The following is a 25,548-nucleotide window of genomic DNA, read 5'->3' as shown; positions in this document are numbered from 1 at the left end:
CCCATAAACGGCAGATTGAAAACAATGATGTTATATTTTTTGCAAGGCTATTTATGGTGCGGATGTCGTGTTTTTAATTGTAGATGAGGTGATTTTTCATTAAAAAATATGCGCTTATGATTATTTTGTAAGAACACATTCATAATATTCATAATACTTTTTAATAGTCTTATGAATAATTCAATCGTGATGTTTTTATCTGCGTTACATTAATTTTTCGCAATAGTTAATTATTCAGTTAATTATAGTAATGATGAGGCACAAAGAGAAAATCCCGCCATTTCCCCCTACTTTCAATCCTGTGATAGGATGTCACTGATGATGTTAATCACACTGACCTTACAGAATGGGCCTTATGAACGCATTTGATTCGCAAACCGAAGATTCTTCTCCTGCAATTGGTCGCAACTTGCGCAGCCGCCCGCTGGCGCGTAAAAAACTCTCCGAAATGGTGGAAGAAGAGCTGGAACAGATGATCCGCCGTCGTGAATTTGGCGAAGGTGAACAATTACCGTCTGAACGCGAACTGATGGCGTTCTTTAACGTCGGGCGTCCTTCGGTGCGTGAAGCGCTGGCAGCGTTAAAACGTAAAGGTCTGGTGCAAATAAACAACGGCGAACGCGCTCGCGTCTCACGTCCTTCTGCGGACACCATCATCGGCGAGCTTTCCGGCATGGCGAAAGATTTCCTTTCTCATCCTGGCGGAATTGCCCATTTCGAACAATTACGTCTGTTCTTTGAATCCAGCCTGGTGCGCTATGCGGCTGAACATGCCACCGATGAGCAAATTGATTTGCTGGCAAAAGCACTGGAAATCAACAGTCAGTCGCTGGATAACAACGCGGCATTCATTCGTTCAGACGTTGATTTCCACCGCGTGCTGGCGGAGATCCCCGGCAATCCGATCTTTATGGCGATCCATGTTGCCCTGCTCGATTGGCTGATCGCCGCGCGCCCAACCGTAGCTGATCAGGCTCTGCACGAGCATAACAACGTTAGCTATCAACAGCATATTGCGATCGTTGACGCGATCCGTCGTCATGATCCTGACGAAGCCGATCGCGCGTTGCAATCGCATCTCAACAGCGTCTCTGCTACCTGGCACGCCTTCGGTCAGACCACCAACAAAAAGAAATAATGCCACTTTAGTGAAGCAGATCGCATTATAAGCTTTCTGTATGGGGTGTTGCTTAATTGATCTGGTATAACAGGTATAAAGGTATATCGTTTATCAGACAAGCATCACTTCAGAGGTATTTATGGCAACGAATTTACGTGGCGTAATGGCTGCACTCCTGACTCCTTTTGATCAACAACAAGCACTGGATAAAGCGAGTCTGCGTCGCCTGGTTCAGTTCAATATTCAGCAGGGCATTGACGGCTTATATGTCGGGGGGTCGACCGGTGAAGCCTTTGTACAAAGCCTTTCCGAGCGTGAACAGGTACTGGAAATCGTCGCCGAAGAGGCGAAAGGCAAGATTAAACTCATCGCTCATGTAGGTTGCGTCAGCACTGCTGAAAGCCAACAGCTTGCGTCTTCAGCCAAACGTTATGGCTTCGATGCCGTCTCCGCCGTCACGCCGTTCTACTACCCTTTCAGCTTTGAAGAACACTGCGATCACTATCGGGCAATTATTGATTCGGCGGATGGGTTGCCGATGGTGGTGTACAACATTCCGGCGTTAAGCGGCGTTAAACTAACCCTGGATCAGATTAACACTCTGGTTACGTTGCCTGGTGTCGGCGCGCTGAAACAGACCTCTGGCGATCTCTATCAGATGGAGCAGATCCGTCGTGAACATCCGGATCTGGTGCTCTATAACGGTTACGACGAAATCTTTGCTTCTGGTTTGTTGGCGGGCGCTGATGGTGGTATCGGCAGTACTTACAACATTATGGGCTGGCGTTATCAGGGTATCGTGAAGGCGCTGAAAGAAGGCGATATCCAGACCGCGCAGAAGCTGCAAACCGAATGTAATAAAGTCATTGATTTACTGATCAAAACGGGCGTATTCCGCGGCCTGAAAACGGTCCTGCACTATATGGATGTCGTTTCTGTGCCGCTGTGCCGCAAACCGTTTGGTCCGGTCGATGAAAAATATCTGCCAGAACTGAAGGCGCTAGCCCAGCAGTTGATGCAAGAGCGCGGGTGAGTTGTTTCCCCTCGCTCGCCCCTACCGGGTGAGGGGAAATAAACGCATCTGTACCCTACAATTTTTATACCAAAGCGTGTGGGCATCGCCCACCGCGGGAGACTCACAATGAGTACTACAACCCAGAATATCCCGTGGTATCGCCATCTCAACCGCGCACAATGGCGCGCATTTTCCGCTGCCTGGTTGGGATATCTGCTTGACGGTTTTGATTTCGTTTTAATCGCCCTGGTACTCACCGAAGTACAAGGTGAATTCGGGCTGACGACGGTACAGGCAGCAAGCCTGATCTCCGCAGCCTTTATCTCTCGCTGGTTCGGCGGCCTGATGCTCGGCGCTATGGGTGACCGCTACGGACGTCGTCTGGCAATGGTCACCAGCATCGTTCTCTTCTCGGTCGGGACGCTGGCCTGCGGTTTTGCGCCAGGCTACATCACCATGTTTATCGCTCGTCTGGTCATCGGCATGGGGATGGCGGGTGAATACGGTTCCAGCGCCACCTATGTCATTGAAAGCTGGCCAAAGCATCTGCGTAACAAAGCCAGTGGTTTTCTGATTTCAGGCTTCTCGGTGGGTGCCGTCGTTGCCGCTCAGGTCTACAGCCTGGTGGTTCCGGTCTGGGGCTGGCGTGCATTGTTTTTTATCGGCATCTTACCAATCATCTTTGCTCTCTGGCTGCGTAAAAACATCCCGGAAGCGGAAGACTGGAAAGAGAAACACGCAGGTAAAGCACCAGTACGCACAATGGTGGATATTCTCTACCGCGGTGAACATCGTATCGCCAATATCGTGATGACACTGGCGGCGGCCACTGCGCTGTGGTTCTGCTTCGCCGGTAACCTGCAAAATGCCGCAATCGTCGCTGTACTCGGGCTGTTATGCGCCGCAATCTTTATCAGCTTTATGGTACAGAGTACGGGCAAACGCTGGCCAACGGGCGTAATGCTGATGGTGGTCGTGTTGTTTGCTTTCCTCTACTCATGGCCGATTCAGGCGCTGCTGCCAACGTATCTTAAAACTGAACTTGCTTATAACCCGCATACGGTTGCCAATGTGCTGTTCTTTAGTGGCTTTGGCGCGGCGGTGGGTTGCTGCGTCGGTGGCTTCCTCGGTGACTGGCTGGGAACCCGCAAAGCGTACGTTTGTAGCCTGCTAGCCTCACAGCTGCTGATTATTCCGGTATTTGCGATTGGTGGCGCAAACGTCTGGGTGCTCGGTCTGTTACTGTTCTTCCAGCAAATGCTTGGTCAGGGCATCTCCGGGATTTTACCGAAACTGATCGGCGGTTATTTCGATACCGACCAGCGTGCGGCGGGGCTGGGCTTTACCTACAACGTTGGCGCATTGGGTGGTGCACTGGCCCCAATCCTCGGCGCGTTGATCGCTCAACGTCTGGATCTGGGCACTGCTCTGGGATCGCTTTCGTTCAGTCTTACATTTGTGGTGATCCTGCTGATTGGTCTGGATATGCCTTCCCGCGTTCAGCGTTGGCTGCGCCCGGAAGCGTTGCGTACTCATGACGCTATCGACGGCAAACCATTTAGCGGTGCCGTACCGTTTGGCAGCGCTAAAAACGATTTAGTCAAAACCAAAAGTTAATCCTGTTGCCCGGTCTTCTACCGGGCCTTTCGCTAAGGGAAGATGTATGTCGTTACTTGCACAACTGGATCAAAAAATCGCTGCTAACGGTGGCCTGATTGTCTCCTGCCAGCCGGTTCCGGACAGCCCACTCGATAAACCTGAAATCGTCGCCGCCATGGCATTAGCGGCAGAGCAGGCGGGAGCGGTTGCCATTCGTATTGAAGGTGTGGCAAATCTGCAAGCCACGCGTGCGGTGGTGAGTGTGCCGATTATCGGGATTGTGAAGCGCGATCTGGAGGATTCTCCGGTACGCATCACGGCCTATATTGAAGATGTTGATGCACTGGCGCAGGCGGGTGCGGATATTATCGCGATTGACGGCACTGACCGACCGCGCCCGGTTCCAGTTGAAACACTACTGGCGCGTATTCACCATCACGGTTTACTGGCGATGACCGACTGTTCAACGCCGGAAGACGGCCTGGCTTGCCAAAAGCTGGGAGCCGAAATTATTGGTACTACGCTTTCTGGCTATACCACGCCTGAAACGCCAGAAGAGCCAGACCTGGCACTGGTAAAAACATTAAGCGACGCCGGATGTCGGGTGATTGCCGAAGGACGTTACAACTCGCCTGCTCAGGCGGCGGATGCGATGCGCCACGGTGCATGGGCGGTGACGGTCGGTTCTGCTATCACGCGTCTTGAACACATTTGTCAGTGGTACAACACAGCGATGAAAAAGGCGGTGCTATGACTACACTGGCGATTGATATCGGCGGTACTAAACTTGCCGCCGCGCTGATTGGCGCTGATGGGCAGATCCGCGATCGCCGTGAACTTCCTACGCCTGCCAGCCAGACACCAGAAGCCTTGCGTGAAGCCTTAGCCGCATTAGTCTCTCCGTTACAAGCGCATGCGCAGCAGGTTGCCATCGCTTCTACCGGAATTATTCGTGACGGCAGCCTGCTGGCGCTGAATCCGCATAATCTCGGTGGATTACTACACTTTCCGTTAGTCAAAACACTGGAGCAGCTTACCGATTTGCCGACCATTGCCATTAACGACGCGCAGGCCGCAGCATGGGCAGAGTATCAGGCGCTGGAAGGCGATATAACCGAGATGGTGTTTATCACTGTTTCCACTGGCGTCGGTGGCGGTGTAGTGAGCGGCGGCAAACTGCTTACCGGCCCTGGAGGTCTGGCGGGGCACATCGGGCATACGCTTGCCGATCCGCATGGTCCAGTCTGCGGCTGTGGACGCACAGGTTGCGTGGAGGCGATTGCTTCTGGTCGCGGCATTGCGGCGGCAGCGCAAGGGGAGTTGGCTGGTGCGAATGCGAAAACTATTTTCACGCACGCCGGGCAGGGCGATGAGCAGGCGCAGCAACTGATTCACCGCTCCGCACATGTGCTGGCAAGGCTGATCGCTGATATTAAAGCCACAACTGATTGTCAGTGCGTAGTGGTCGGTGGCAGCGTTGGTCTGGCAGAAGGGTATCTGGCGTTGGTGGAAACGTATCTGGCGCAGGAGCCAGCGGCATTTCATGTTGATTTACTGGCGGCGCACTACCGCCATGATGCAGGTTTACTTGGGGCTGCGCTGTTGGCCCAGGGAGAAAAATTATGATGATGGGTGAAGTACAGTCATTACCGTCTGCCGGATTACATCCTGCGTTACAGGACGCGTTAACGCTGGCATTAGCTGCCAGACCGCAAGAAAAAGCGCCGGGTCGTTACGAATTACAGGGCGATAATATCTTTATGAATGTCATGACGTTTAACACTCAATCGCCCGTCGAGAAAAAAGCGGAATTGCACGAGCAGTACATTGATATCCAGCTGTTATTAAACGGTGAGGAACGGATCCTGTTTGGCATGGCAGGCACTGCGCGTCAGTGTGAAGAGTTCCACCATGAAGATGATTACCAGCTTTGCAGCGCCATTGAGAATGAGCAAACCATCATCCTGAAACCGGGAATGTTCGCCGTGTTTATGCCTGGAGAACCGCATAAGCCGGGATGCGTTGTCGGCGAACCTGGTGAGATTAAAAAGGTGGTCGTGAAGGTTAAGGCTGATTTAATGGCTTAAAACTTAGTTCGTTTTAAAGATTCTGCAGACACTGTCTGCAGAATTCGAAACCGCTGAAATTAACGGCGTCTATAGCCTTCCTCTAGCACCGCCTGTGTTCGAACGAGTTCATCCGCGAGTCGTTTTTCATCAGGTAGTTGCATCTTATATTCGCTTGCCAGAACGGTGTTAGGCAAACCAGCCAGTGCATAATGTGCTTCTCCGACTCCTTTTTCTGCACAGAGAACCAGACCGATGGGCGGATTTTCATCCGGTAGCGTCCAGTGCTCTTTGGCGTAGTTGAGATACATATTCATCTGTCCGGCATCGCTATAGCTGAATTTGCCCACTTTTAGATCGACGATTAGCAGGCAGCGTAAACGGCGGTGGAAAAACAGCAGATCGACACGAAACCAGTTGTCATCAATGCGTAACCTTCGCTGCCGACCAACAAAGGCAAAATCATCCCCAAGTTCCAGCATGAAATCCATCAGGTGGTTGATCAGCGCCTCCTCAAAATCGGATTCTGAGTATTCATCTTTCAATTCCAAAAATTCGAGCACAAAGGGATCGCGTATCGCCTGTTGCGGAAGAATATGCGTCTCGGCAGGGGCGTGTTGTTGCAGCATGGCTGATTTGTCATATGACAGTAGTGTCCGCTCATAAAATTGGGTCGCAATTTGCCGCTCTAGCTGGCGGACAGACCAACCACAGCGGAGCGCCTCTTTTTCATAAAAGCTGCGGGCGTCAGCGTTTTTAACGGAAAGTAGACGGACGTAGGTGGACCAGGGCAGTGGGAAAGATTTGGCAGACAGCGTCTGCCAAATCTTTGCCGATGGGAATTCTGCAGACGGTGTCTGCGGAATTCCCAATGGTGTTAATTCGCCAGACACTGTCTGGCGAATTTCAACATGTTGAAAAAAGAGGTAAAAAAGCCTCATTTGGCGTAAGTTTTTTGCAGAGAACCCACGCTTATACCTTAGGCTTAAATCCTTTGATAGTCGCTTGATTAGCTGCGCACCATACGCAGCTCTGGCCTCGCCACCTTGTTCAAATTCGACAATTCGTCGGCCAATTTCCCAGTATGTCGCGGTCATCAGCGCGTTAACGCTACGTACCGTTTCCGTTCGGGCGCTATCGACCAGATGAATAATGCCGTCGTGGATTTGCTGGTAGCCTGCTGTGGTTCCTTCTGAGAGCGATTCCATTATCTTTCCCTTTATATGGCGCAGTGTTGAATAATGGAATCAGCTATACGCCGGGCATCTGCCGGTAACAATCCAGATGTGCGTATTACATTGGTTTTCTTCAGATTATGCGAGGCGCTTTCCAGAACGAAAGGAGAATTTCAGCGCCGACTCTTTTCTGAGGAGGCGGCGCTGGGACAGAGCTTAAACTTCCAGCCAGTTCATAATACCGTCTGCCGCTTTACGGCCTTCGGCGATGGCGGTTACCACCAGATCAGAACCACGGACGATATCGCCGCCAGCAAAGATTTTCGGATTGCTGGTCTGGAAGGCATTTTCGTTACCTTCCGGGGCGATAATGCGCCCCTGCGAATCCAGCTCGACGCTGTGTTTTGCCAGCCATTCCATGCTGTGTGGGCGAAAACCAAACGCCATGATCACCGCATCTGCCGGAACGATATGTTCGGAACCTGCAACGATCTCCGCGCGGCGACGACCTTTGGCATCCGGTTCGCCCATTTCGGTACGCACCATTTTTACGCCGCTGACTTTGCCGTTGCCGTTCACTTCTATACCCAGTGGCTGGACGTTGAATTTAAACTCAACACCTTCTTCCCGCGCGTTTTTCACTTCGCGGCGGGAACCCGGCATGTTCTCTTCATCACGACGATAGGCACAGGTGACGTGTTTCGCCCCCTGGCGCACAGACGTGCGTACGCAGTCCATCGCGGTATCGCCACCGCCAAGTACCACCACGCGTTTGCCTTCCATGCTGACGAACGGTTCTTCGCGGGTTTCACCAAAGCCCATTAACTGTTTGGTGTTGGCGATAAGGAACGGCAGCGCTGCGTACACGCCATCGGCGTCTTCGTTTTCCAGTCCGCCGCGCATTGACTGATAAGTCCCGACGCCAAGGAACACCGCATCGTAATCACTCAGCAGATCGTCCAGCTGCACGTCGCGGCCCACTTCGGTATTGAGTTTGAATTCAATACCCATGCCGGTGAAGATTTCACGGCGGCGCGTCATTACCTCTTTTTCCAGCTTGAAAGCCGGAATACCGAAGGTTAGCAGGCCGCCAATTTCCGGGTGACGGTCGAAGACGACCGCTTTTACGCCGTTGCGCGTCAGGACATCCGCACACGCCAGACCCGCCGGGCCTGCACCGATAATCGCCACTTTTTTACCGGTCTGTTTCACGCCAGACATATCCGGACGCCAGCCCATTTCGAACGCTTTATCATTGATATAACGCTCAATGTTGCCGATGGTCACCGCACCAAACTCATCGTTCAGGGTGCAGGAACCTTCGCACAGACGGTCTTGCGGGCAGACACGTCCGCAAACTTCCGGCAGGGTATTGGTCTGATGCGACAGTTCTGCCGCTTCAAAAATACGCCCCTCGTTGGCGAGCTTCAGCCAGTTCGGGATGTAGTTGTGTACCGGGCATTTCCACTCGCAGTATGGGTTGCCGCACGATAGGCAGCGGTCAGCCTGCGCTTTGGCCTGGCCTTCGGAAAACGGCTCGTAAATTTCAACAAACTCAATTTTGCGGATCTTCAGCGGTTTCTTTGGCGGATCAACGCGCTGCAGGTCGATAAATTGATAAACATTCTGACTCATTGTTACTACCCCTTACTGCGCCTGCACGCGCAACTCTGCTGCGCTACGACTACGGTGACCCAGCAGTGCTTTTACATCACTGGACTTCGGTTTAACCAGCGCAAATTTCGTGGCGAAGGTTGACCAGTTCGCCAGAATCTCTTCACCACGCTGGGAACCGGTATGCTGAACATGCTCGGTGATAAGACCACGCAGATGCTCTTCATGGATCGCCAGGGAGTCAACGCTTAAGACCTCGACCAGTTCCGGGTTAACGCGTTTGCGGAAATCGCCGCTTTCATCGAGAACGTAAGCGAAGCCGCCGGTCATGCCCGCGCCGAAGTTAACGCCGGTTTTACCCAGAATACAGACAATACCGCCCGTCATATATTCACACCCGTTGTCGCCAATACCTTCAACCACGGTAATCGCACCGGAGTTACGCACGCCGAAACGTTCACCCGCGCGGCCTGCGGCATACAGACGACCACCGGTCGCGCCATACAGGCAGGTGTTGCCGATAATACTTGCTTCATGGCTGCGGAAGGCTGAGCCAACCGGAGGGCGAATGGCGATTAAGCCGCCCGCCATGCCTTTACCGACATAGTCGTTGGCATCACCGGTCAGGTACAGTTCCACGCCGCCCGCGTTCCACACACCGAAGCTCTGGCCTGCGGTGCCGTTGAAGTACGCTTTGATCGGATCGGCTGCCAGACCCTGATCGCCGTGCGTCTGAGCGATATAGCCTGAAAGCGACGCGCCGACAGAACGGTCGGTGTTGCGAATATCGAACCAGAAGGTTTTGCTCTGACGCTCATCGACAAACGGTTTTGCCTGTTGCAGCAACTGCGCGTTCAGCAGGCCATTATCAAACGGCGGGTTGTTTTCGGTACAGTAGAGCGCCTTACCTGGATGCGGCTCGGCAGTCTCCAGCAGCTTCGACAGCGCCAGTTTCTGCTGTTTGGCGGTGAAACCGTCCAGCTCTTTGAGCAGGTCGGTACGGCCAATCAGATCCACCAGGCGCGTTACGCCCAGTTGCGCCATCAGCTCGCGGGTTTCACGGGCGATAAACTCAAAGTAATTGGTCACTTTGAACGGCAGGCCGTGATAGTGATTCTTACGCAGCTTGTCATCCTGAGTTGCTACACCGGTGGCGCAGTTGTTCAGATGGCAGATTCGCAGGTATTTACAGCCGAGCGCCACCATCGGGCCAGTGCCGAAGCCGAAGCTTTCTGCGCCGAGAATCGCCGCTTTGATGATATCGACACCTGTTTTCAGGCCGCCATCGACCTGCAAACGGATCTTATGACGCAAGCCGTTGGCAACCAGCGCCTGTTGTGTTTCAACAAGCCCCAGTTCCCACGGGCAGCCTGCGTATTTCACCGATGAAAGCGGACTTGCGCCGGTGCCGCCGTCATAGCCTGCGATGGTGATCAAGTCCGCATAAGCTTTCGCCACGCCAGTCGCGATGGTGCCAACGCCCGGTTCAGAAACCAGCTTCACGGAGATCATCGCTTTCGGGTTAACCTGCTTGAGGTCGAAAATGAGCTGCGCTAAGTCCTCGATAGAGTAGATATCATGGTGCGGCGGCGGAGAGATCAGCGTCACTCCGGGCACCGAATAGCGCAGTTTGGCGATGTAAGGAGTGACTTTATCGCCCGGCAACTGACCGCCTTCGCCCGGTTTCGCGCCCTGGGCGACTTTAATCTGAATGACGTCAGCATTGACCAGGTACGCCGGAGTAACGCCGAAGCGACCAGAAGCCACCTGCTTGATGCGCGACACTTTGTTAGTGCCGTAGCGCGCCGGATCTTCACCACCTTCACCGGAGTTCGAGTTACCGCCGATGCTATTCATCGCTTCCGCCAGCGCCTCGTGGGCTTCCGGGCTTAACGCGCCGATAGACATCGCAGCGGTATCGAAGCGTTTAAACAGTTCGCTTGCCGGTTCAACATCGGCAATGTTGACTGCGTTTTCACCCGGCGTAATTGCCAGCAGATCGCGCAGCGTGGTTGCCGGACGCTCATTAACCAGCTTCGCGTATTCCTGATAGTCGCTGTACTCGCCGCTTTGTACCGCCTGTTGCAGTGTGCGCACGACGTCCGGGTTGTAGGCGTGGTATTCGCCACCGTGCACGTATTTCAGCAAGCCGCCCTGGCTGATGGGCTTGCGCGCCAGCCAGGCACGTTTCGACAGATTCAGCAGATCCTGCTGGAAGTCTTCAAAGCTTGCCCCACCAATGCGGCTGACCGCCCCCTGGAAGCACAGGCCCACTACATCATCGTGCAGACCGACCGCTTCGAACAGTTTCGAGCAGCGGTAAGACGCGATGGTGGAGATGCCCATTTTGGACATGATTTTGTACAAGCCTTTGTTGATGCCGTTACGGTAGTTGAGCATCACGGTACGATAATCTTTGGCAATCGCGTGGGTGTCTACCAGGCGGCCCAGCGTTTCATAGGCCAGGTACGGATAAATAGCCGTCGCGCCGAAGCCCAGCAACACGGCGAAGTGGTGCGGGTCGCGGGCGCTGGCGGTTTCGACGATGATATTGGCATCGCAACGCAGGCTTTGATCGACCAGACGAGTCTGGATCGCGCCAACCGCCATCGGAGCCGGAACCGGCAGGCGATCTTTAGCGATATTCCGGTCAGAAAGCACCAGCAGCACGGTGCCGCTGCGCACCATCTGTTCTGCTTTGTCGCACAGCTCTTTGACCGTCGCTTCGAGCGTGGTTTTAGTGACGTCAAAGGTGATATCCAGCGTATTTGCGCGGTAGTGCTCCTCTTTCATCGTCGTGAGCTGTTTGAAATCGGAGTAGAGCAGAATCGGCGATTTAAAGCTTAAACGGTGCGCCTGGCCTTCTGCTTCACAGAAGACGTTCATTTCACGCCCGATGCTGGTGGCGAGCGACATAACATGCGCTTCACGCAGTGGGTCGATTGGCGGGTTGGTGACCTGCGCAAACTGCTGGCGGAAGTAGTCGTAAATAATGCGCGGCTGGCTGGAGAGCACGGCGAATGGGGTATCATCGCCCATCGAACCGACGGCTTCCTGACCGTTTTCACCCAGTACGCGAATTACGGAGTCCAGCTCTTCCGCGCTGTAGTTAAACTGTTTCTGGTAGCTGGCAAGTGTGTCGTCGTCCAGTTCGCGGCTACCCACTTCTTCATCGGGCAGATCTTCAAACGGTACCAGACGGCGGACGTTTTTCTCCATCCACTCTTTATATGGATGGCGGCTTTTCAGATCGTCATCGGTTTCTGCCGAGTGCAGAATACGCCCACTGCGGGTGTCGATAACCATCAGTTCGCCTGGCCCCACTCGGCCTTTTTCGACCACTTCGTCAGGCTGATAATCCCAGATGCCCACTTCAGAGGCGCAGGTGATGAGCTTATCTTTGGTGATGACGTAGCGCGCCGGACGCAGACCGTTACGGTCGAGGTTACAGGCGGCAAAACGACCATCGGACATCACGATCCCCGCCGGGCCATCCCACGGCTCCATATGCATGGAGTTAAAGTCAAAGAAGGCACGCAGTTCCGGGTCCATATCCGGGTTGTTCTGCCAGGCGGGTGGTACTAACAGACGCATGGCGCGGATGATATCCATCCCGCCCGCCAGCAGCAGTTCCAGCATGTTATCCATGGAACTGGAGTCAGAGCCGGTTTCGTTGACGAACGGCGCGGCGTCGTGCAGGTCAGGGATCAGCGGTGTCTGGAATTTATAAGTACGGGCGCGCGCCCATTGGCGGTTACCGGTGATGGTGTTGATTTCACCGTTATGCGCCAGGTAGCGGAACGGCTGCGCCAGCGGCCAGCGCGGTACGGTGTTAGTGGAGAAGCGCTGGTGGAACAGGCAGATGGCCGATTCCAGACGCAGGTCCGCGAGGTCCAGGTAGAAGCGCGGCAGATCCGCCGGCATACACAGACCTTTATAGATGTTCACCAGATTCGACAGGCTACAGACGTAGAAGTCTTTGTCAGCTTCGAGACGCTTTTCAATACGGCGGCGGGCGATAAACAGACGGCGCTCCATATCGCGCGGACGCCAACCTGCCGGGGCGTTCACAAAAATTTGCTCAATGCGTGGCAGAGAGGAGAGGGCGATTTCACCCAGCACGCCTTCGTTAGTGGGGACATCACGCCAGCCGACAATCGACAACGTTTCGCGTTGCAGCTCTTCTTCAACGATGCGGCGTGCGGTCGCGGCGAGTTCAGGATCTTTATTCAGGAAAAGCATCCCGACGGCGTAGTTTTTCGCTAAACGCCAGCCGCGCTCCTGCGCAACAATGCGAAAAAAGCGATCCGGTTTTTGTAACAGCAAGCCGCAACCGTCACCGGTTTTACCATCGGCGAGAATCGCGCCACGGTGCTGCATGCGGGCCAGTGCGTGTATTGCAGTACGCACTACCTTGTGGCTAGGTTCGCCTTCTATGTGGGCGATCAGGCCGAAACCACAGTTATCCCTCTCAAGGGATTTATCGTACAACATATCGTGAACCTCCCCCAGGCTCTGCGGGAACCCCACTTCCGAACCGCTGCGCACGGGCACAGAAAGAGCGTGGCGACGGGGTTTGCGTTTCATACGCGCGCCTCGCATTCGCCCCCTTGTTGTCCTTTTCGCATCGATTAATACGGTGAAGAGGGGATCTCAATTACTGCATAAATATGATGAGCAGGCTGCTCATCCAGAAAGCTTCCAGCGGATTTCCAACTTATCGGGAAAGCTGATACAGGTCAAATGGCAAGCTTATTGGTACAGAAATGTGCTTTAGCGCAAAATTCTTTATTAATTTATTGAAATTAAAAAGGATTTGTTAATTAAGTTGAAAAGAGGCGTCGTTAGGGAAACAGTCAATTCCTGACTGTCATAAAGGCGTGTTAACCCTTATCCTGCCTTGAACTGACGAGAAAGGCAGTATTTTATACTGCATTAATTGGTAATGACGTTTCATGCTACTGTTTTTGCCTAAAATCCATAAGGAGATAAAAAAATCTGACACAAGATAAGCAAAAGTGATTTATGTGATTATGAATGAAATTTCGGTAATTTTGATTGATTATGCAGTTGATAAAGGCAGGCCGGGACGATTGATCCAGGTCATCGCCGAATTGAGCTAAAAATGGCAGGCTTTGGCCTCTTTTCAAGGCGCGGTCTATCAGATTATGCAGTTACAGAAATTAGTCAATATGTTTGGTGGTGATCTCACCCGTCGTTATGGGCAAAAGGTGCATAAGCTGACGCTGCACGGCGGTTTTAGCTGCCCTAACCGTGACGGTACCATCGGGCGTGGTGGCTGCACATTCTGTAATGTTGCCTCGTTTGCCGATGAAGCGCAGCAGCATCATTCCATTGCCGAGCAACTGGCGCACCAGGCGAATTTAGTTAACCGCGCTAAACGCTATCTGGCCTACTTTCAGGCGTATACCAGCACCTTTGCCGAAGTTCAGGTGCTGCGTTCTATGTATCAGCAGGCGGTGAGCCAGGCCAATATTGTCGGTTTGTGTGTTGGTACCCGCCCGGACTGCGTGCCGGATGCGGTGCTGGATCTGCTTTGCGAATATAAGGACCAGGGCTACGAAGTGTGGCTGGAGCTGGGGCTACAAACCGCCCACGACAAAACGCTGCATCGCATCAATCGCGGTCATGATTTTGCCTGCTATCAGCGCACGACGCAGCTGGCGCGTGAGCGCGGGCTGAAGGTGTGTTCTCACTTAATTGTCGGCCTGCCTGGCGAAGGGCAGGCTGAATGTTTGCAAACGCTGGAGCGAGTGGTTGAAACCGGCGTGGACGGCATAAAGCTGCATCCGCTACATATAGTAAAAGGCAGCATTATGGCGAAAGCCTGGGAAGCGGGGCGTTTGAACGGTATTGAACTGGACGATTACACGCTCACTGCCGGAGAAATGATTCGCCATACGCCACCGGAAGTGATCTACCACCGCATTTCCGCCAGCGCCCGTCGCCCGACGCTGCTTGCTCCGCTGTGGTGCGAAAATCGATGGACGGGAATGGTCGAGCTGGATCGCTATCTGAATGAACATGGCGTACAGGGATCGGCGCTGGGACGTCCGTGGCTACCTCCAACGGCGTAGGCCATTGAGGGGAATTCCGCATTTCTCACACAATTTATAACGTAACTGTCAGAATTGGGTATTATTGGGGCAGGTTGTCGTGAAGGAATTCCCTAATGAAGCAAATTCGTCTGCTGGCGCAGTATTATGTTGACCTGATGATGAAGTTAGGTCTGGTGCGCTTCTCAATGTTGCTGGCGCTGGCCCTCGTCGTTCTTGCCATTGTTGTACAAATGGCAGTGACCATGGTGCTGCATGGTCAGGTCGAAAGCATTGATGTTATTCGTTCTATCTTCTTTGGTTTGCTGATTACGCCGTGGGCGGTCTACTTTCTATCGGTGGTCGTCGAGCAACTGGAGGAGTCACGACAACGTCTGTCACGGCTGGTGCAAAAACTGGAGGAGATGCGCGAGCGCGATTTGAGCCTCAACGTTCAGTTAAAAGATAATATTGCCCAGCTAAATCAGGAAATTGCCGTTCGTGAAAAAGCGGAAGCAGAACTGCAGGAAACCTTCGGCCAACTGAAAATTGAAATTAAAGAGCGCGAAGAGACACAAATTCAGCTCGAGCAGCAATCCTCATTCTTACGTTCCTTCCTTGATGCTTCACCCGACCTGGTTTTTTATCGTAACGAAGATAAAGAGTTTTCCGGCTGTAACCGCGCGATGGAGCTGCTGACCGGAAAAAGCGAAAAACAACTGGTTCACCTGAAACCTGCTGATGTTTACTCACCGGAAGCCGCTGCGAAAGTCATTGAAACCGATGAAAAAGTGTTCCGTCATAATGTGTCACTGACCTATGAGCAGTGGCTGGATTATCCCGACGGACGCAAAGCCTGCTTTGAAATCCGTAAAGTGCCGTACTACGACCGCGTGGGTAAACGTCACGGTTTGATGGGCTTTGGTCGCGACATTACCGAGCGTAAGCGGTATCAGGATGCACTTGAACGCGCCAGCCGCGACAAAACGACGTTTATTTCCACCATCAGTCACGAATTGCGTACACCGCTGAACGGTATCGTCGGCCTGAGCCGCATTCTGCTGGATACCGAACTCACCGCCGAGCAGGAAAAATATCTCAAAACCATCCATGTTTCTGCCGTCACGCTGGGGAATATCTTCAACGATATTATCGACATGGATAAGATGGAACGGCGCAAGGTCCAGCTTGATAATCAGCCGGTTGATTTCACCAGCTTCCTTGCCGATCTGGAAAATCTCTCCGCCTTGCAGGCGCAACAAAAAGGATTGCGCTTTAATCTGGAGCCGACGCTGCCATTACCGCATCAGGTCATTACCGACGGGACGCGTTTACGGCAGATCCTGTGGAACCTCATCAGTAACGCCGTCAAATTTACCCAGCAGGGCCAGGTTACCGTGCGCGTGCGCTACGATGAAGGCGATATGCTGCATTTTGAAGTGGAAGATTCCGGCATTGGCATTCCGCAGGATGAGCTGGATAAAATTTTCGCCATGTATTACCAGGTGAAAGACAGTCACGGCGGTAAGCCCGCCACTGGCACCGGTATTGGTCTGGCCGTTTCTCGTCGTCTGGCGAAAAATATGGGCGGCGATATTACGGTTACCAGCGAACAGGGCAAAGGTTCCACCTTTACGTTGACGATCCACGCACCGTCGGTGGCTGAAGAGGTCGATGATGCGTTTGACGAAGACGATATGCCTTTACCGGCGCTGAATGTGCTGCTGGTGGAGGACATTGAACTGAACGTGATTGTCGCGCGTTCTGTGCTGGAAAAATTAGGAAACAGCGTTGATGTCGCAATGACCGGCAAGGCTGCGCTGGAGATGTTTAAACCGGGCGAATACGACCTGGTGTTGCTGGATATTCAGTTGCCAGATATGACCGGGCTGGATATCTCTCGTGAACTGACGAAGCGTTATCCGCGCGAGGATTTACCGCCGCTGGTGGCCTTAACCGCTAACGTGCTGAAAGACAAACAAGAGTACCTCAATGCTGGAATGGATGATGTGCTGAGTAAGCCGCTTTCTGTTCCGGCGCTAACCGCGATGATCAAGAAATTCTGGGATACCCAGGATGATGAGGAGAGTACGGTGACGACAGAAGAGAACAGTAAATCAGAAGCATTGCTCGATATTCCCATGCTGGAACAGTATCTCGAACTTGTAGGACCGAAGCTGATCACCGACGGATTAGCGGTGTTTGAAAGAATGATGCCGGGCTATGTCAGCGTGCTGGAGTCGAATCTGACGGCGCAGGATAAAAAAGGCATTGTTGAGGAAGGACATAAAATTAAAGGTGCGGCGGGGTCAGTGGGGTTACGCCATCTGCAACAGCTGGGTCAGCAAATTCAGTCTCCTGACCTTCCTGCGTGGGAAGATAACGTCGGTGAATGGATTGAAGAGATGAAAGAAGAGTGGCGTCACGACGTAGACGTGTTGAAAGCGTGGGTGGCAAAAGCCACAAAAAAATGACCCCGGCTAGACCGGGGTGCGCGAATACTGCGCCAACACCAGGGAAATCTTGGCTGCGCCGTAAATTTTTATGATGAGTTACAAGGGCACAGCACTTTTTTTCAGGCCGCACGCAGTTAAGATAGCAAAACTTAAATGATTTGTTACATGAATCAGTTAAATGTGTGATGCGTAGCATTTTTATTAAAAAAATTAATGTGTTTCAGTCAATTGCGAAAGGATGATCACAATGAAGAAAATTGGCGTAATTCTGAGCGGATGCGGCGTCTATGACGGTTCTGAAATTCATGAAGCGGTGTTGACGTTGTTAGCTATTTCACGCAGCGGTGCGCAGGCGGTCTGCTTTGCACCGGATAAGCAGCAGGTTGATGTTATCAACCATTTAACTGGCGAAGCGATGACGGAAACGCGCAATGTGCTGATTGAAGCGGCACGAATAACGCGCGGTGAAATCCGTCCTCTGGCTCAGGCCGATGCCGCTGAACTGGATGCGTTGATTGTGCCGGGGGGGTTTGGCGCGGCGAAGAATTTAAGCAATTTTGCCAGCCTTGGTAGCGAATGCACCGTTGACCGTGAATTAAAGGCGCTGGCACAAGCGATGCATCAGGCCGGAAAACCGCTTGGTTTTATGTGTATTGCCCCGGCGATGCTGCCGAAAATTTTCGATTTCCCGCTGCGTTTGACCATCGGTACTGATATCGATACCGCAGAAGTGCTGGAAGAGATGGGCGCGGAGCATGTGCCGTGTCCTGTCGATGATATCGTGGTTGATGAAGACAATAAGATTGTCACCACCCCGGCATATATGCTTGCGCAGAACATTGCAGAAGCGGCGAGCGGCATTGATAAGCTGGTTTCCCGCGTGCTGGTTCTGACTGAATGAGTAAAAGCCGCTTAACGGTGTTTAGTTTCGTTCGCCGTTTTCTTCTACGGTTAACGGTTGTCCTCGCCGTTTTCTGGGGCGGGGGCATCGCGTTGTTTAGCGTTGCGCCTGTTCCTTTCTCAGCGGTAATGGCCGAGCGACAAGTCAGCGCCTGGCTGCATGGCAATTTTCGTTACGTGGCACATTCTGACTGGGTCAGTATGGATCAAATCTCGCCGTGGATGGGACTGGCGGTGATTGCCGCAGAAGATCAGAAGTTTCCTGAGCACTGGGGCTTTGATGTCGCTTCCATTGAGCAAGCCCTGGCGCACAACGAGCGCAATGAAAACCGTATTCGCGGTGCTTCAACGATTTCTCAGCAGACAGCCAAAAATCTCTTTTTATGGGATGGGCGTAGCTGGGTTCGAAAAGGGCTGGAAGCTGGATTAACGCTGGGGATAGAAACAGTCTGGAGCAAAAAGCGTATCCTGACGGTTTATCTGAATATCGCCGAATTTGGCGACGGTGTGTTTGGCGTCGAAGCTGCGGCACAACGTTATTTCCACAAACCCGCGAGCAAACTTACCCGGTCGGAAGCTGCGTTACTGGCTGCCGTATTACCTAATCCACTGCGTTTCAAAGTCTCCGCGCCATCGGGCTACGTGCGCAGCCGTCAGGCGTGGATTTTACGGCAGATGTATCAGTTAGGCGGTGAGTCGTTTATGCAACAACACCAGCTGGATTAAGCTTCGCGCGAAGTGAGGGCCAGCGTTTTGCTCTCACGTGGTTGCAGATCTTTCTGCAGGGCAATAGCCAGTGCCGGCTGGGCGATAAACCGTTTCCATAACCGCTCTTGCTTTCGCTGACAACACCACTTTGACCAGGTCGCCAGTGGAATCAACGTGCTTTCACCAATGTTGTCGCAGACGACGGGGATAACCTCTGACTCACTGATGCGGTGACAGAGGATATTCTGCGGCTTCAACGACATCGTCACGATATGGTTATCCTGCAAATAACGTTTCAGCTGTTTCAGTAACTGGCGCAGCTGTGCAACGTCTTCTTCGTAACGGCATTGTTCTGCAAATTCGGTCAGCGTAACGGAGGGCTTACCGTCGAAATCGGCAATCACATCGTAGACATAACCCGTTCCGCAATCCGTCTCCACGGTACCGTGATAGCGCGGTATTCCACTCCAGTCTTTTAACCGGCGACCAAGATGCGCGTAATACTTTAACTCACGGCGGATCTCTTTATCACCACCATCACCACGGTGGTAGACAATCTTGATACAGCGTTGGGCATCTTCCGGATGCGCATAGCATTTCCGATGTCTTCCGGTGCCCAGGGGATTTTGTTCAGATAAGCGAATCATACCATCTCCTGGAAATATTTTCTGACGATCTCCAGTATGGTCGAATAACTTAAACAAAACCTAAACAATGCCTCTTAAGGTTTTCTTAAGGTTCTTCTGAAAGTGAAAAGCGCACAAAATGTACAATTTCCGTCATTAATAACGATTTCAGTACGCGCTTTTTTTATTGTCGGGGGGAGCTTGAAGGGATTTGTATGTCAAAGTGATGAAAATTAATCTTCATCAAAACCAGAGTTAAAGAGGGCGATAACGGCGGCCAGTGCTTCCTCTTCCTGTGGACCGGTCGCTTCGACTTCAATCTGCCGTCCTTTGGCAGAATCCAGCATCAGCAGCGCAATAACGCTGTTGGCTTCAGCTTCAGTGCCTTCATCGTTACGTAACAGCACTTCAGCGTCAAAACCCTGCATTAATTCAAACAGCTTCATTGCAGGCCGGGCATGCATGCCCAGCTTGTTTGTGATTTCAACAGTTTGCTTGACGGTCATGGTTTACGTTTTTCCAGCGTACGATGGCGTGACTGGACGTTTTTACCGCGTGAACGGAAGTAGTCTGCCAACTGCTCTGCAATATACACCGAACGGTGCTTCCCGCCAGTACAACCAATGGCGACCGTCAGGTAGCTACGGTTGTTGGTTTCCAGCATAGGTAACCATAGCTCAAGATAGCTTCGCGTCTGGTAAATAAAATTGTGTACTTCTGTGTGGCGGTCGAGGAACGCGGCGACAGGCTTATCAAGACCTGTCATCGGACGCAGTTTTGGATCCCAGTGCGGGTTCGGCAAGAAGCGCACGTCAAAGACGTAATCTGCATCGATAGGGATACCGTGTTTGAAGCCGAAAGACTCAAAGACCATGGTCAGTTCGCGTTCACGTTTACCCAGTAAACGGGTACGCAACATTTCTGCCAGCTCGTGAACGGACATTTCTGAGGTATCGACAATCAGATCCGCTCGCGAACGCAGTGGTTCCAGTAGATCGCTTTCTTTGTCGATAGCACTTTCCAGCGACAGGTTTTTGCTGGAAAGCGGATGCAGGCGGCGCGTGTCACTGTAACGACGAATTAAGGTATTACGGTCGGCATCCAGGAACAGGAGTTGCGGTGAGAAAGCGTCAGGTAGGTTACTCATCGCCTGTTCGAATATTTCTGGTGACTCCGGCATATTACGAACATCAATGCTGACGGCGGCAGAAATCTCGCGATCGGCCAGAGTTCGAGCCAGATCGGGTAACAACACTACGGGGAGGTTATCCACGCAGTAAAAACCCATATCTTCCAGCGCACGAAGGGCGACAGATTTACCTGAACCTGAACGTCCGCTGACGATCATCAGTACCATGTACTGTTTCTCCTCACAACGTCTAAAAGAGACATTACCGAATAACTACGCTTCATCCGGAGTACCTTCGGTATCCGTAATGATTTGATACAGCTCTTCATCGCTCTGGGCTGCGCGTAAACGGCGGCAGATGGTTTTATCCGCCAGACGTTTCGCCACCAGCGACAGAGTATGCAGGTGCGTTTTGGTTTGGTCAGCCGGAACCAGCAACGCAAACAGTAAATCTACCGGTTGGTTGTCAATGGCATCGAAAGCTATGGGCGTTTCGAGCTGAACGAAAACGCCAACGGCGCGCAGAGTATCTTCTTCCAGTTTGCCATGCGGAATGGCTATACCATTGCCGATACCGGTACTGCCCATTTTTTCCCGCGTCAGGATAGCTTCAAAAACCACCTGAGGCGGCAGGCTAAGTTGTTTCGCCGCCAGCTCGCTGATGATTTCCAGGGCGCGTTTTTTGCTCTGACAGTGGACGCGGCTTCGCGTACATTCCCTGTTAAGAACAGTGCTAAGCTGTAGAGTTGTATCATTATTTGTCATAATTTCACCTAAGAACCTGCTCACTCAAACGGTGGAACAGGTTCGGAGCATTAACTGTACAAATGGCCCGTTGTGCCGCACAACAGGCCGCCATGCACATGCTAATTGCCCGGACAATTAGTGTTGTTTCAGTTTATCTTTATGTTTGGTCAACTGGCGTGCCAGCTTATCAATTAAGCCATCAATGGCAGCGTACATGTCCTGACCTTCCGCGCTGGCATGAATTTCACCACCGTTTACATGCAGTGTTGCATCTGAGGTATGGGTGACTTTCTCCACTTTCAGAACAACATAGACCTGGTTGATTCGGTCAAAATATTGCTCAAGTTTGGCAAATTTAGCAGTAACAAATTCGCGCAGTGCCTCGGTGATCTCGACGTTATTTCCGGTAATGTTGAGCTGCATAGTGTCTTCCTTATCGGTTGGGTCAAACGAGCTGTTTACGCTGGTTTGACGGCGGAATGGATAAAGACTCTCGGTACTTCGCAACAGTGCGGCGTGCCACCATGATACCTTGTTCTGACAGCAAAGAGGTTAACTTGCTGTCGCTTAGCGGTTTCGCTGGGTTTTCCGCCGCGATTAATTTCTTCACCAGCGCACGAATTGCCGTTGAGGAAGCTTCGCCGCCGCCCTCGGTATTGACGTGACTGGAAAAGAAATACTTCAGTTCAAAAATGCCTCGTGGACTATGCAGGTATTTTTGCGTGGTCACGCGAGATATCGTCGATTCATGCATTTCGACAGCCTGGGCGATATCGGCCAGTACCATCGGTTTCATATATTCTTCGCCTTGCTCAAAGAAGGCTTGCTGCTGTTCAACGATACAGCGACTCACGCGTAGTAGCGTATCGTTACGGCTTTCCAGACTCTTGATCAACCATTTGGCATCCTGCAGATTGCTGCGGATAAACTGGCTGTCACCGTCGTTGCGCGCGTTATTGCACATCGAAGCGTAGTGTTGGTTAATTTGCAGACGCGGAATGCTGTCGCTGTTGAGTTCTACTGTCCAGTGACCGTTATGCTTACGCACCAGTACATCTGGAATAACATACTCCGGTTCACCAGTCTGGATCGACTGTCCGGGGCGTGGATCGAGCGACTGGATCAGATTGACGGCTTCTTTCAGCACATCTTCTTTCAGTCGCGTGACGCGCATTAAGGTGCGGAAGTCGTGATTGGCTAACAGATCGAGATGATCGCTAATGATCAGTCTCGCCTCTTCCAGCCACGGCGTAGTTTTATCGAATTGGGAGAGTTGGATCAGCAGGCAGTCACGCAGATCTTTCGCCGCTACGCCGACCGGATCAAACCGTTGGATCCGCTTCAGGACGGCTTCAACTTCATCGATGTCGATTTCTTCATCGCCCATACTTTCGAGAATATCTTCCAGCGGAACAGTCAGATAACCGGTGTCATCAACGGCATCGACGATAGAGGTAGCAATAGCGCGGTCAGTGTCGGAAAACGGTGTCAGCTCGACTTGCCACATCAGGTAATCTTGCAAGGTCTGCGTTGTTTCGCCCTGATAGACCGGCAGCTCGTCGTCAATGTAGTCACCGCTGGTGCCGGAGGGTGTACCAGCGGTGTAAATGGTGTCCCAACTGGCATCGAGCGGCAGCTCTTCCGGCATCTCTTTTTGTTCGAGCGCGTCGGCGGTGTCCAGTGTTTCACTGTCTTGCGTTTCGCGGGTGTCGATTTCTTCATGAGTGTCGATTTGCTCAAGCAGCGGATTACTCTCCAGCGCCTGCTGTAGCTCCTGCTGAAGTTCCAGCGTCGACAACTGCAACAGACGAATAGCCTGTTGGAGCTGTGGCGTCATCGCCAGTTGTTGGCTAAGCCTGAGTTGCAAACCTTGCTTCATGTTCAGAATCGTACTCTCCTGATAAAACGTCGCAAACTTCTACCCTATCAGAGTCTGAAGTCTTCCCCAAGGTATACACGCTTAACATGTTCGTCTTGTAAGATTTCTGTAGGCGTGCCGTGGGCGATCAAATGCCCCTGACTGACGATATAAGCGCGTTCACAAACCGCCAGCGTTTCACGCACGTTATGGTCGGTGATCAGCACGCCCAGGCCGCTGTCGCGCAAGTGCTCAATGATGCGTTTGATGTCGATAACCGAGATCGGGTCAACCCCGGCAAACGGTTCATCAAGCAGAATAAATTTCGGATTCGCAGCCAGTGCACGGGCAATTTCTACACGGCGACGTTCACCCCCGGAGAGTGACTGCCCCATGCTGTCACGCAGGTGTTCGATGTGAAACTCTTCCATCAGCTCGTTCGCGCGGTCTTCACGTTGTTCAGCAGACAAGTCGTCACGAATTTGCAGTACCGCCATCAGGTTATCGTAAACGCTGAGGCGACGAAAAATGGAGGCTTCCTGCGGCAGATAGCCGATACCGCGGCGCGCGCGCGCATGCAGAGGCAGCAGACTGATATCGTCATCATCAATAATGATATTGCCCGCATCGCGCGGCACAATGCCAACAACCATGTAGAAAGTGGTGGTCTTACCGGCACCGTTTGGCCCCAGCAGACCGACAATTTCCCCGGAGTTGACGGTCAGGCTAACGTCTTCTACCACGCGGCGGCCTTTATAGGCTTTTGCAAGGTTCTTTGCAGTTAATGTTGCCATAACGAATTAATTACCCTTCTTCTGTGCCGGGGTCTGGCCTTTGTTGTTTTTGTCCTGCAGCTGCGACGGCACCAGAACGGTGGTTACGCGCTTGCCTTTGTCGCTGAACGCCTGCATTTTCTGCTCTTTCACCAGGTAAGTGATCTTATCACCCTTAATGTTGCTATCGACCTGCTGCAGATAAGCATTACCCGTCAGAACGACAAAATCTTTTGCCAATTCGTAGTGCATCTGGGAAGCGTGACCTTCAACGGGTTTACCGTTGTCCTGCATCTGGTAGAACGTTGCCGGTTTACCGTAGCCGTCAATCACTTCTTTACCTTGTTCGCCGCCCGGACGGGTAACGACCACTTTGTCGGCATTAATTTTGATGGTGCCCTGGGTGACGATGACATTACCGGTAAAGGTAACCACGTTGCCTTGCATATCAAGAGATTGCTGGTCCGATTCAATGTGGATCGGCTGATCAGTGTCTCCGGTTACGGCAAATGCCGGAATGGTGGCGGCCAGAAGTGAGCTGGCAAGCACAAGATTAAGGCTGAGTTTGTTTGTTTTGAATTTCATAGGATGTTCTAACCTTTTCAATCAGCTCGGCGTTCTTGCTGCGTAAGTTGCCGCGCATTTTCAGACCGCTGGAGTTAAATGTTGTTCCGTATAACGTGACAAGGTCTTCAGAGGTAACATCCTGCGTCACCAGATTGATCTGCGCGTTATCCGTCGTGATTCTGCGAAGTTGAGAGTCCGGCACGAGTGCGTTGACTTCAACGTGTCCATATAAATAGAGCATCCGGTCATTGGTCAGCTTGGCTTTATCTGCTTTTACGGACCATGTCGGGATTTTATCCTTATCAAACGTGGTAAGTACCGGCTGCGTAAACCACGAAACGGCCTGATCGGAATAATATTCAACGTGTTGAGCAATCAATCGATAGCTTAGTGCCCCTTCTGGGTTATAGACGAGCGTGTCCGTATGCTCGCTTTTATAGGTGGGATCATTATTGTTGATGACCACCTGGGCGGTATCGTCTTTTTCGGCCATATTAATGCCGATCATCACCAGAACCGCCAGTGATAGCACAATGATAACCCAACGTCTGGCTTTACTCATATCGATTGCCCTTTGGCTTCATCCAGTTTGCCCTGCGCCAGGAGTAATAAGTCGCAAACTTCTCGCACTGCGCCACGACCGCCAGCAATGCGCGTCACGTAATCGGCGCGCGGGAGCAACAGTGGATGCGCATCGGCCACGGCGATGCTTAAACCCACTTTTTCCATTACCGGCCAGTCAATGAGATCATCGCCGACATAAGCCACATTTTCCGGGGCAATTGCCAGTTTTTCCAGCAGATCGCTAAAGGCGATCAGTTTGTTTGACTGCCCCTGATACAAGTGAGTGATCCCCAATGTGGCACAACGATCTTCTACCAGTTTAGCCTTTCGCCCGGTAATGATAGCGACTTCAATATCAGAGGTGAGCGCACAACGAATGCCATAACCGTCACGAACGTTGAACGCTTTCAGCTCTTCGCCATTATTGCCCATATAAATCAGGCCATCTGACAGTACGCCATCAACGTCGAGGATCAGCAGACGAATGTTCTCTGCTTTTGCCATAACGTCGGCGCTGACAGGGCCGTAACAGGTCGCAAGCGACGCACCTGCTTTGCTCATTGTTGTTTATCCTT

The 25,548-nt window shown here is 52.2% G+C and carries 23 protein-coding genes; 10 read left to right on the top strand and 13 right to left on the bottom strand.

Annotation, left to right across the window (positions count from 1 at the left end; all coding sequences use genetic code 11):
* The first annotated feature begins 346 nt into the window (after positions 1-346).
* The 6 genes from nanR to nanQ all read left to right on the top strand — a co-directional run bounded on the left by nanR (position 347) and on the right by nanQ (position 5,821).
* Positions 347-1,138, top strand: coding sequence for a transcriptional regulator NanR (gene nanR / locus AACU19_RS18270; protein ID WP_000523844.1), 792 nt, complete (start codon positions 347-349; stop codon positions 1,136-1,138).
* Between the two features lie 121 nt (positions 1,139-1,259).
* Complete coding sequence (gene nanA, locus AACU19_RS18265; RefSeq protein WP_000224719.1) at positions 1,260-2,153, top strand: N-acetylneuraminate lyase; 894 nt, start codon at positions 1,260-1,262, stop codon at positions 2,151-2,153.
* Between the two features lie 108 nt (positions 2,154-2,261).
* Entirely contained in the window at positions 2,262-3,752 is a 1,491-nt protein-coding gene (nanT, locus tag AACU19_RS18260) for a sialic acid transporter NanT (protein WP_000108486.1), read from the top strand.
* Between the two features lie 46 nt (positions 3,753-3,798).
* Positions 3,799-4,488 carry an N-acetylmannosamine-6-phosphate 2-epimerase gene (locus AACU19_RS18255; protein WP_000054238.1) on the top strand — a complete coding sequence of 230 codons (690 nt, stop codon included), beginning with the start codon at positions 3,799-3,801 and terminating at the stop codon, positions 4,486-4,488.
* Positions 4,485-5,360 (top strand): N-acetylmannosamine kinase, encoded by an 876-nt coding sequence (gene nanK, locus AACU19_RS18250; protein WP_105278377.1) that lies wholly within the window; start codon positions 4,485-4,487, stop codon positions 5,358-5,360. The genes AACU19_RS18255 and nanK overlap by 4 nt, the downstream gene beginning before the upstream one ends.
* Complete coding sequence (gene nanQ, locus AACU19_RS18245) at positions 5,357-5,821, top strand: N-acetylneuraminate anomerase (RefSeq protein WP_000979880.1); 465 nt, start codon at positions 5,357-5,359, stop codon at positions 5,819-5,821. Before nanK ends, nanQ begins: the two co-directional genes overlap by 4 nt.
* A gap of 59 nt (positions 5,822-5,880) precedes the next feature.
* On the opposite strand, the gene AACU19_RS18240 is transcribed toward nanQ, so the two are convergent.
* The 3 genes from AACU19_RS18240 to gltB form a co-directional block, all read right to left on the bottom strand.
* Entirely contained in the window at positions 5,881-7,008 is a 1,128-nt protein-coding gene (locus AACU19_RS18240) for a PDDEXK nuclease domain-containing protein (protein ID WP_000445121.1), read from the bottom strand.
* 183 nt (positions 7,009-7,191) lie between these two features.
* Positions 7,192-8,610 (bottom strand): glutamate synthase subunit GltD, encoded by a 1,419-nt coding sequence (gltD, locus tag AACU19_RS18235; protein ID WP_000081681.1) that lies wholly within the window; start codon positions 8,608-8,610, stop codon positions 7,192-7,194.
* A 12-nt stretch (positions 8,611-8,622) separates the two neighbouring features.
* Positions 8,623-13,083 carry a glutamate synthase large subunit gene (gltB, locus tag AACU19_RS18230; RefSeq protein WP_032185238.1) on the bottom strand — a complete coding sequence of 1,487 codons (4,461 nt, stop codon included), beginning with the start codon at positions 13,081-13,083 and terminating at the stop codon, positions 8,623-8,625.
* A 674-nt stretch (positions 13,084-13,757) separates the two neighbouring features.
* Here gltB and AACU19_RS18225 point away from each other — a divergent pair.
* The 4 genes from AACU19_RS18225 (at position 13,758) to mtgA (ending at position 18,727) form a co-directional block, all read left to right on the top strand.
* The gene (locus AACU19_RS18225) at positions 13,758-14,687 is read left to right on the top strand and encodes a TIGR01212 family radical SAM protein (protein WP_032303877.1); all 930 of its coding nucleotides are present in this window, start codon (positions 13,758-13,760) and stop codon (positions 14,685-14,687) included.
* Between the two features lie 95 nt (positions 14,688-14,782).
* A complete protein-coding gene (gene arcB, locus AACU19_RS18220) occupies positions 14,783-17,119 on the top strand; it encodes an aerobic respiration two-component sensor histidine kinase ArcB (protein ID WP_105278376.1) in 2,337 nt (778 codons plus the stop codon).
* Between the two features lie 229 nt (positions 17,120-17,348).
* Positions 17,349-18,002, top strand: a complete 654-nt coding sequence (elbB, locus tag AACU19_RS18215; RefSeq protein WP_001352908.1) for an isoprenoid biosynthesis glyoxalase ElbB — start codon at positions 17,349-17,351, stop codon at positions 18,000-18,002.
* The gene (mtgA, locus tag AACU19_RS18210) at positions 17,999-18,727 is read left to right on the top strand and encodes a monofunctional biosynthetic peptidoglycan transglycosylase (RefSeq protein WP_105278375.1); all 729 of its coding nucleotides are present in this window, start codon (positions 17,999-18,001) and stop codon (positions 18,725-18,727) included. The genes elbB and mtgA overlap by 4 nt, the downstream gene beginning before the upstream one ends.
* Here mtgA and yrbL read toward each other — a convergent pair.
* The 10 genes from yrbL to kdsC all read right to left on the bottom strand — a co-directional run bounded on the left by yrbL (position 18,724) and on the right by kdsC (position 25,534).
* Positions 18,724-19,356, bottom strand: a complete 633-nt coding sequence (yrbL, locus tag AACU19_RS18205) for a PhoP regulatory network protein YrbL (RefSeq protein WP_000620388.1) — start codon at positions 19,354-19,356, stop codon at positions 18,724-18,726. The two genes, mtgA and yrbL, sit on opposite strands and share 4 nt — an antisense overlap.
* 212 nt (positions 19,357-19,568) lie before the next feature.
* Positions 19,569-19,841: a PTS phosphocarrier protein NPr gene (gene npr / locus AACU19_RS18200; protein ID WP_000216791.1), complete on the bottom strand. Its 273-nt coding sequence runs from the start codon at positions 19,839-19,841 to the stop codon at positions 19,569-19,571.
* Positions 19,838-20,692 carry an RNase adapter RapZ gene (gene rapZ / locus AACU19_RS18195; RefSeq protein ID WP_000243741.1) on the bottom strand — a complete coding sequence of 285 codons (855 nt, stop codon included), beginning with the start codon at positions 20,690-20,692 and terminating at the stop codon, positions 19,838-19,840. The genes npr and rapZ overlap by 4 nt, the downstream gene beginning before the upstream one ends.
* Positions 20,693-20,737: 45 nt before the next feature.
* The gene (gene ptsN, locus AACU19_RS18190; protein WP_000183679.1) at positions 20,738-21,229 is read right to left on the bottom strand and encodes a PTS IIA-like nitrogen regulatory protein PtsN; all 492 of its coding nucleotides are present in this window, start codon (positions 21,227-21,229) and stop codon (positions 20,738-20,740) included.
* Positions 21,230-21,346: 117 nt separating this feature from the next.
* Positions 21,347-21,634, bottom strand: a complete 288-nt coding sequence (gene hpf, locus AACU19_RS18185) for a ribosome hibernation promoting factor (RefSeq protein ID WP_001176599.1) — start codon at positions 21,632-21,634, stop codon at positions 21,347-21,349.
* Between the two features lie 22 nt (positions 21,635-21,656).
* Positions 21,657-23,090: an RNA polymerase factor sigma-54 gene (gene rpoN / locus AACU19_RS18180; protein WP_000809051.1), complete on the bottom strand. Its 1,434-nt coding sequence runs from the start codon at positions 23,088-23,090 to the stop codon at positions 21,657-21,659.
* Positions 23,091-23,137: 47 nt separating this feature from the next.
* Positions 23,138-23,863 (bottom strand): LPS export ABC transporter ATP-binding protein, encoded by a 726-nt coding sequence (gene lptB / locus AACU19_RS18175; protein WP_000224099.1) that lies wholly within the window; start codon positions 23,861-23,863, stop codon positions 23,138-23,140.
* A 6-nt stretch (positions 23,864-23,869) separates the two neighbouring features.
* Entirely contained in the window at positions 23,870-24,427 is a 558-nt protein-coding gene (gene lptA / locus AACU19_RS18170; protein WP_032303842.1) for a lipopolysaccharide ABC transporter substrate-binding protein LptA, read from the bottom strand.
* Positions 24,396-24,971, bottom strand: coding sequence for an LPS export ABC transporter periplasmic protein LptC (gene lptC, locus AACU19_RS18165; protein WP_032303841.1), 576 nt, complete (start codon positions 24,969-24,971; stop codon positions 24,396-24,398). The genes lptA and lptC overlap by 32 nt, the downstream gene beginning before the upstream one ends.
* Complete coding sequence (kdsC, locus tag AACU19_RS18160; RefSeq protein WP_000030014.1) at positions 24,968-25,534, bottom strand: 3-deoxy-manno-octulosonate-8-phosphatase KdsC; 567 nt, start codon at positions 25,532-25,534, stop codon at positions 24,968-24,970. Before kdsC ends, lptC begins: the two co-directional genes overlap by 4 nt.
* Positions 25,535-25,548 lie beyond the last annotated feature (14 nt).

The organism is Escherichia sp. MOD1-EC4550, from assembly GCF_963876935.1.
Classification (GTDB): domain Bacteria; phylum Pseudomonadota; class Gammaproteobacteria; order Enterobacterales; family Enterobacteriaceae; genus Escherichia; species Escherichia coli_F.
This window is presented reverse-complemented; position numbering and strand designations above follow the sequence as displayed.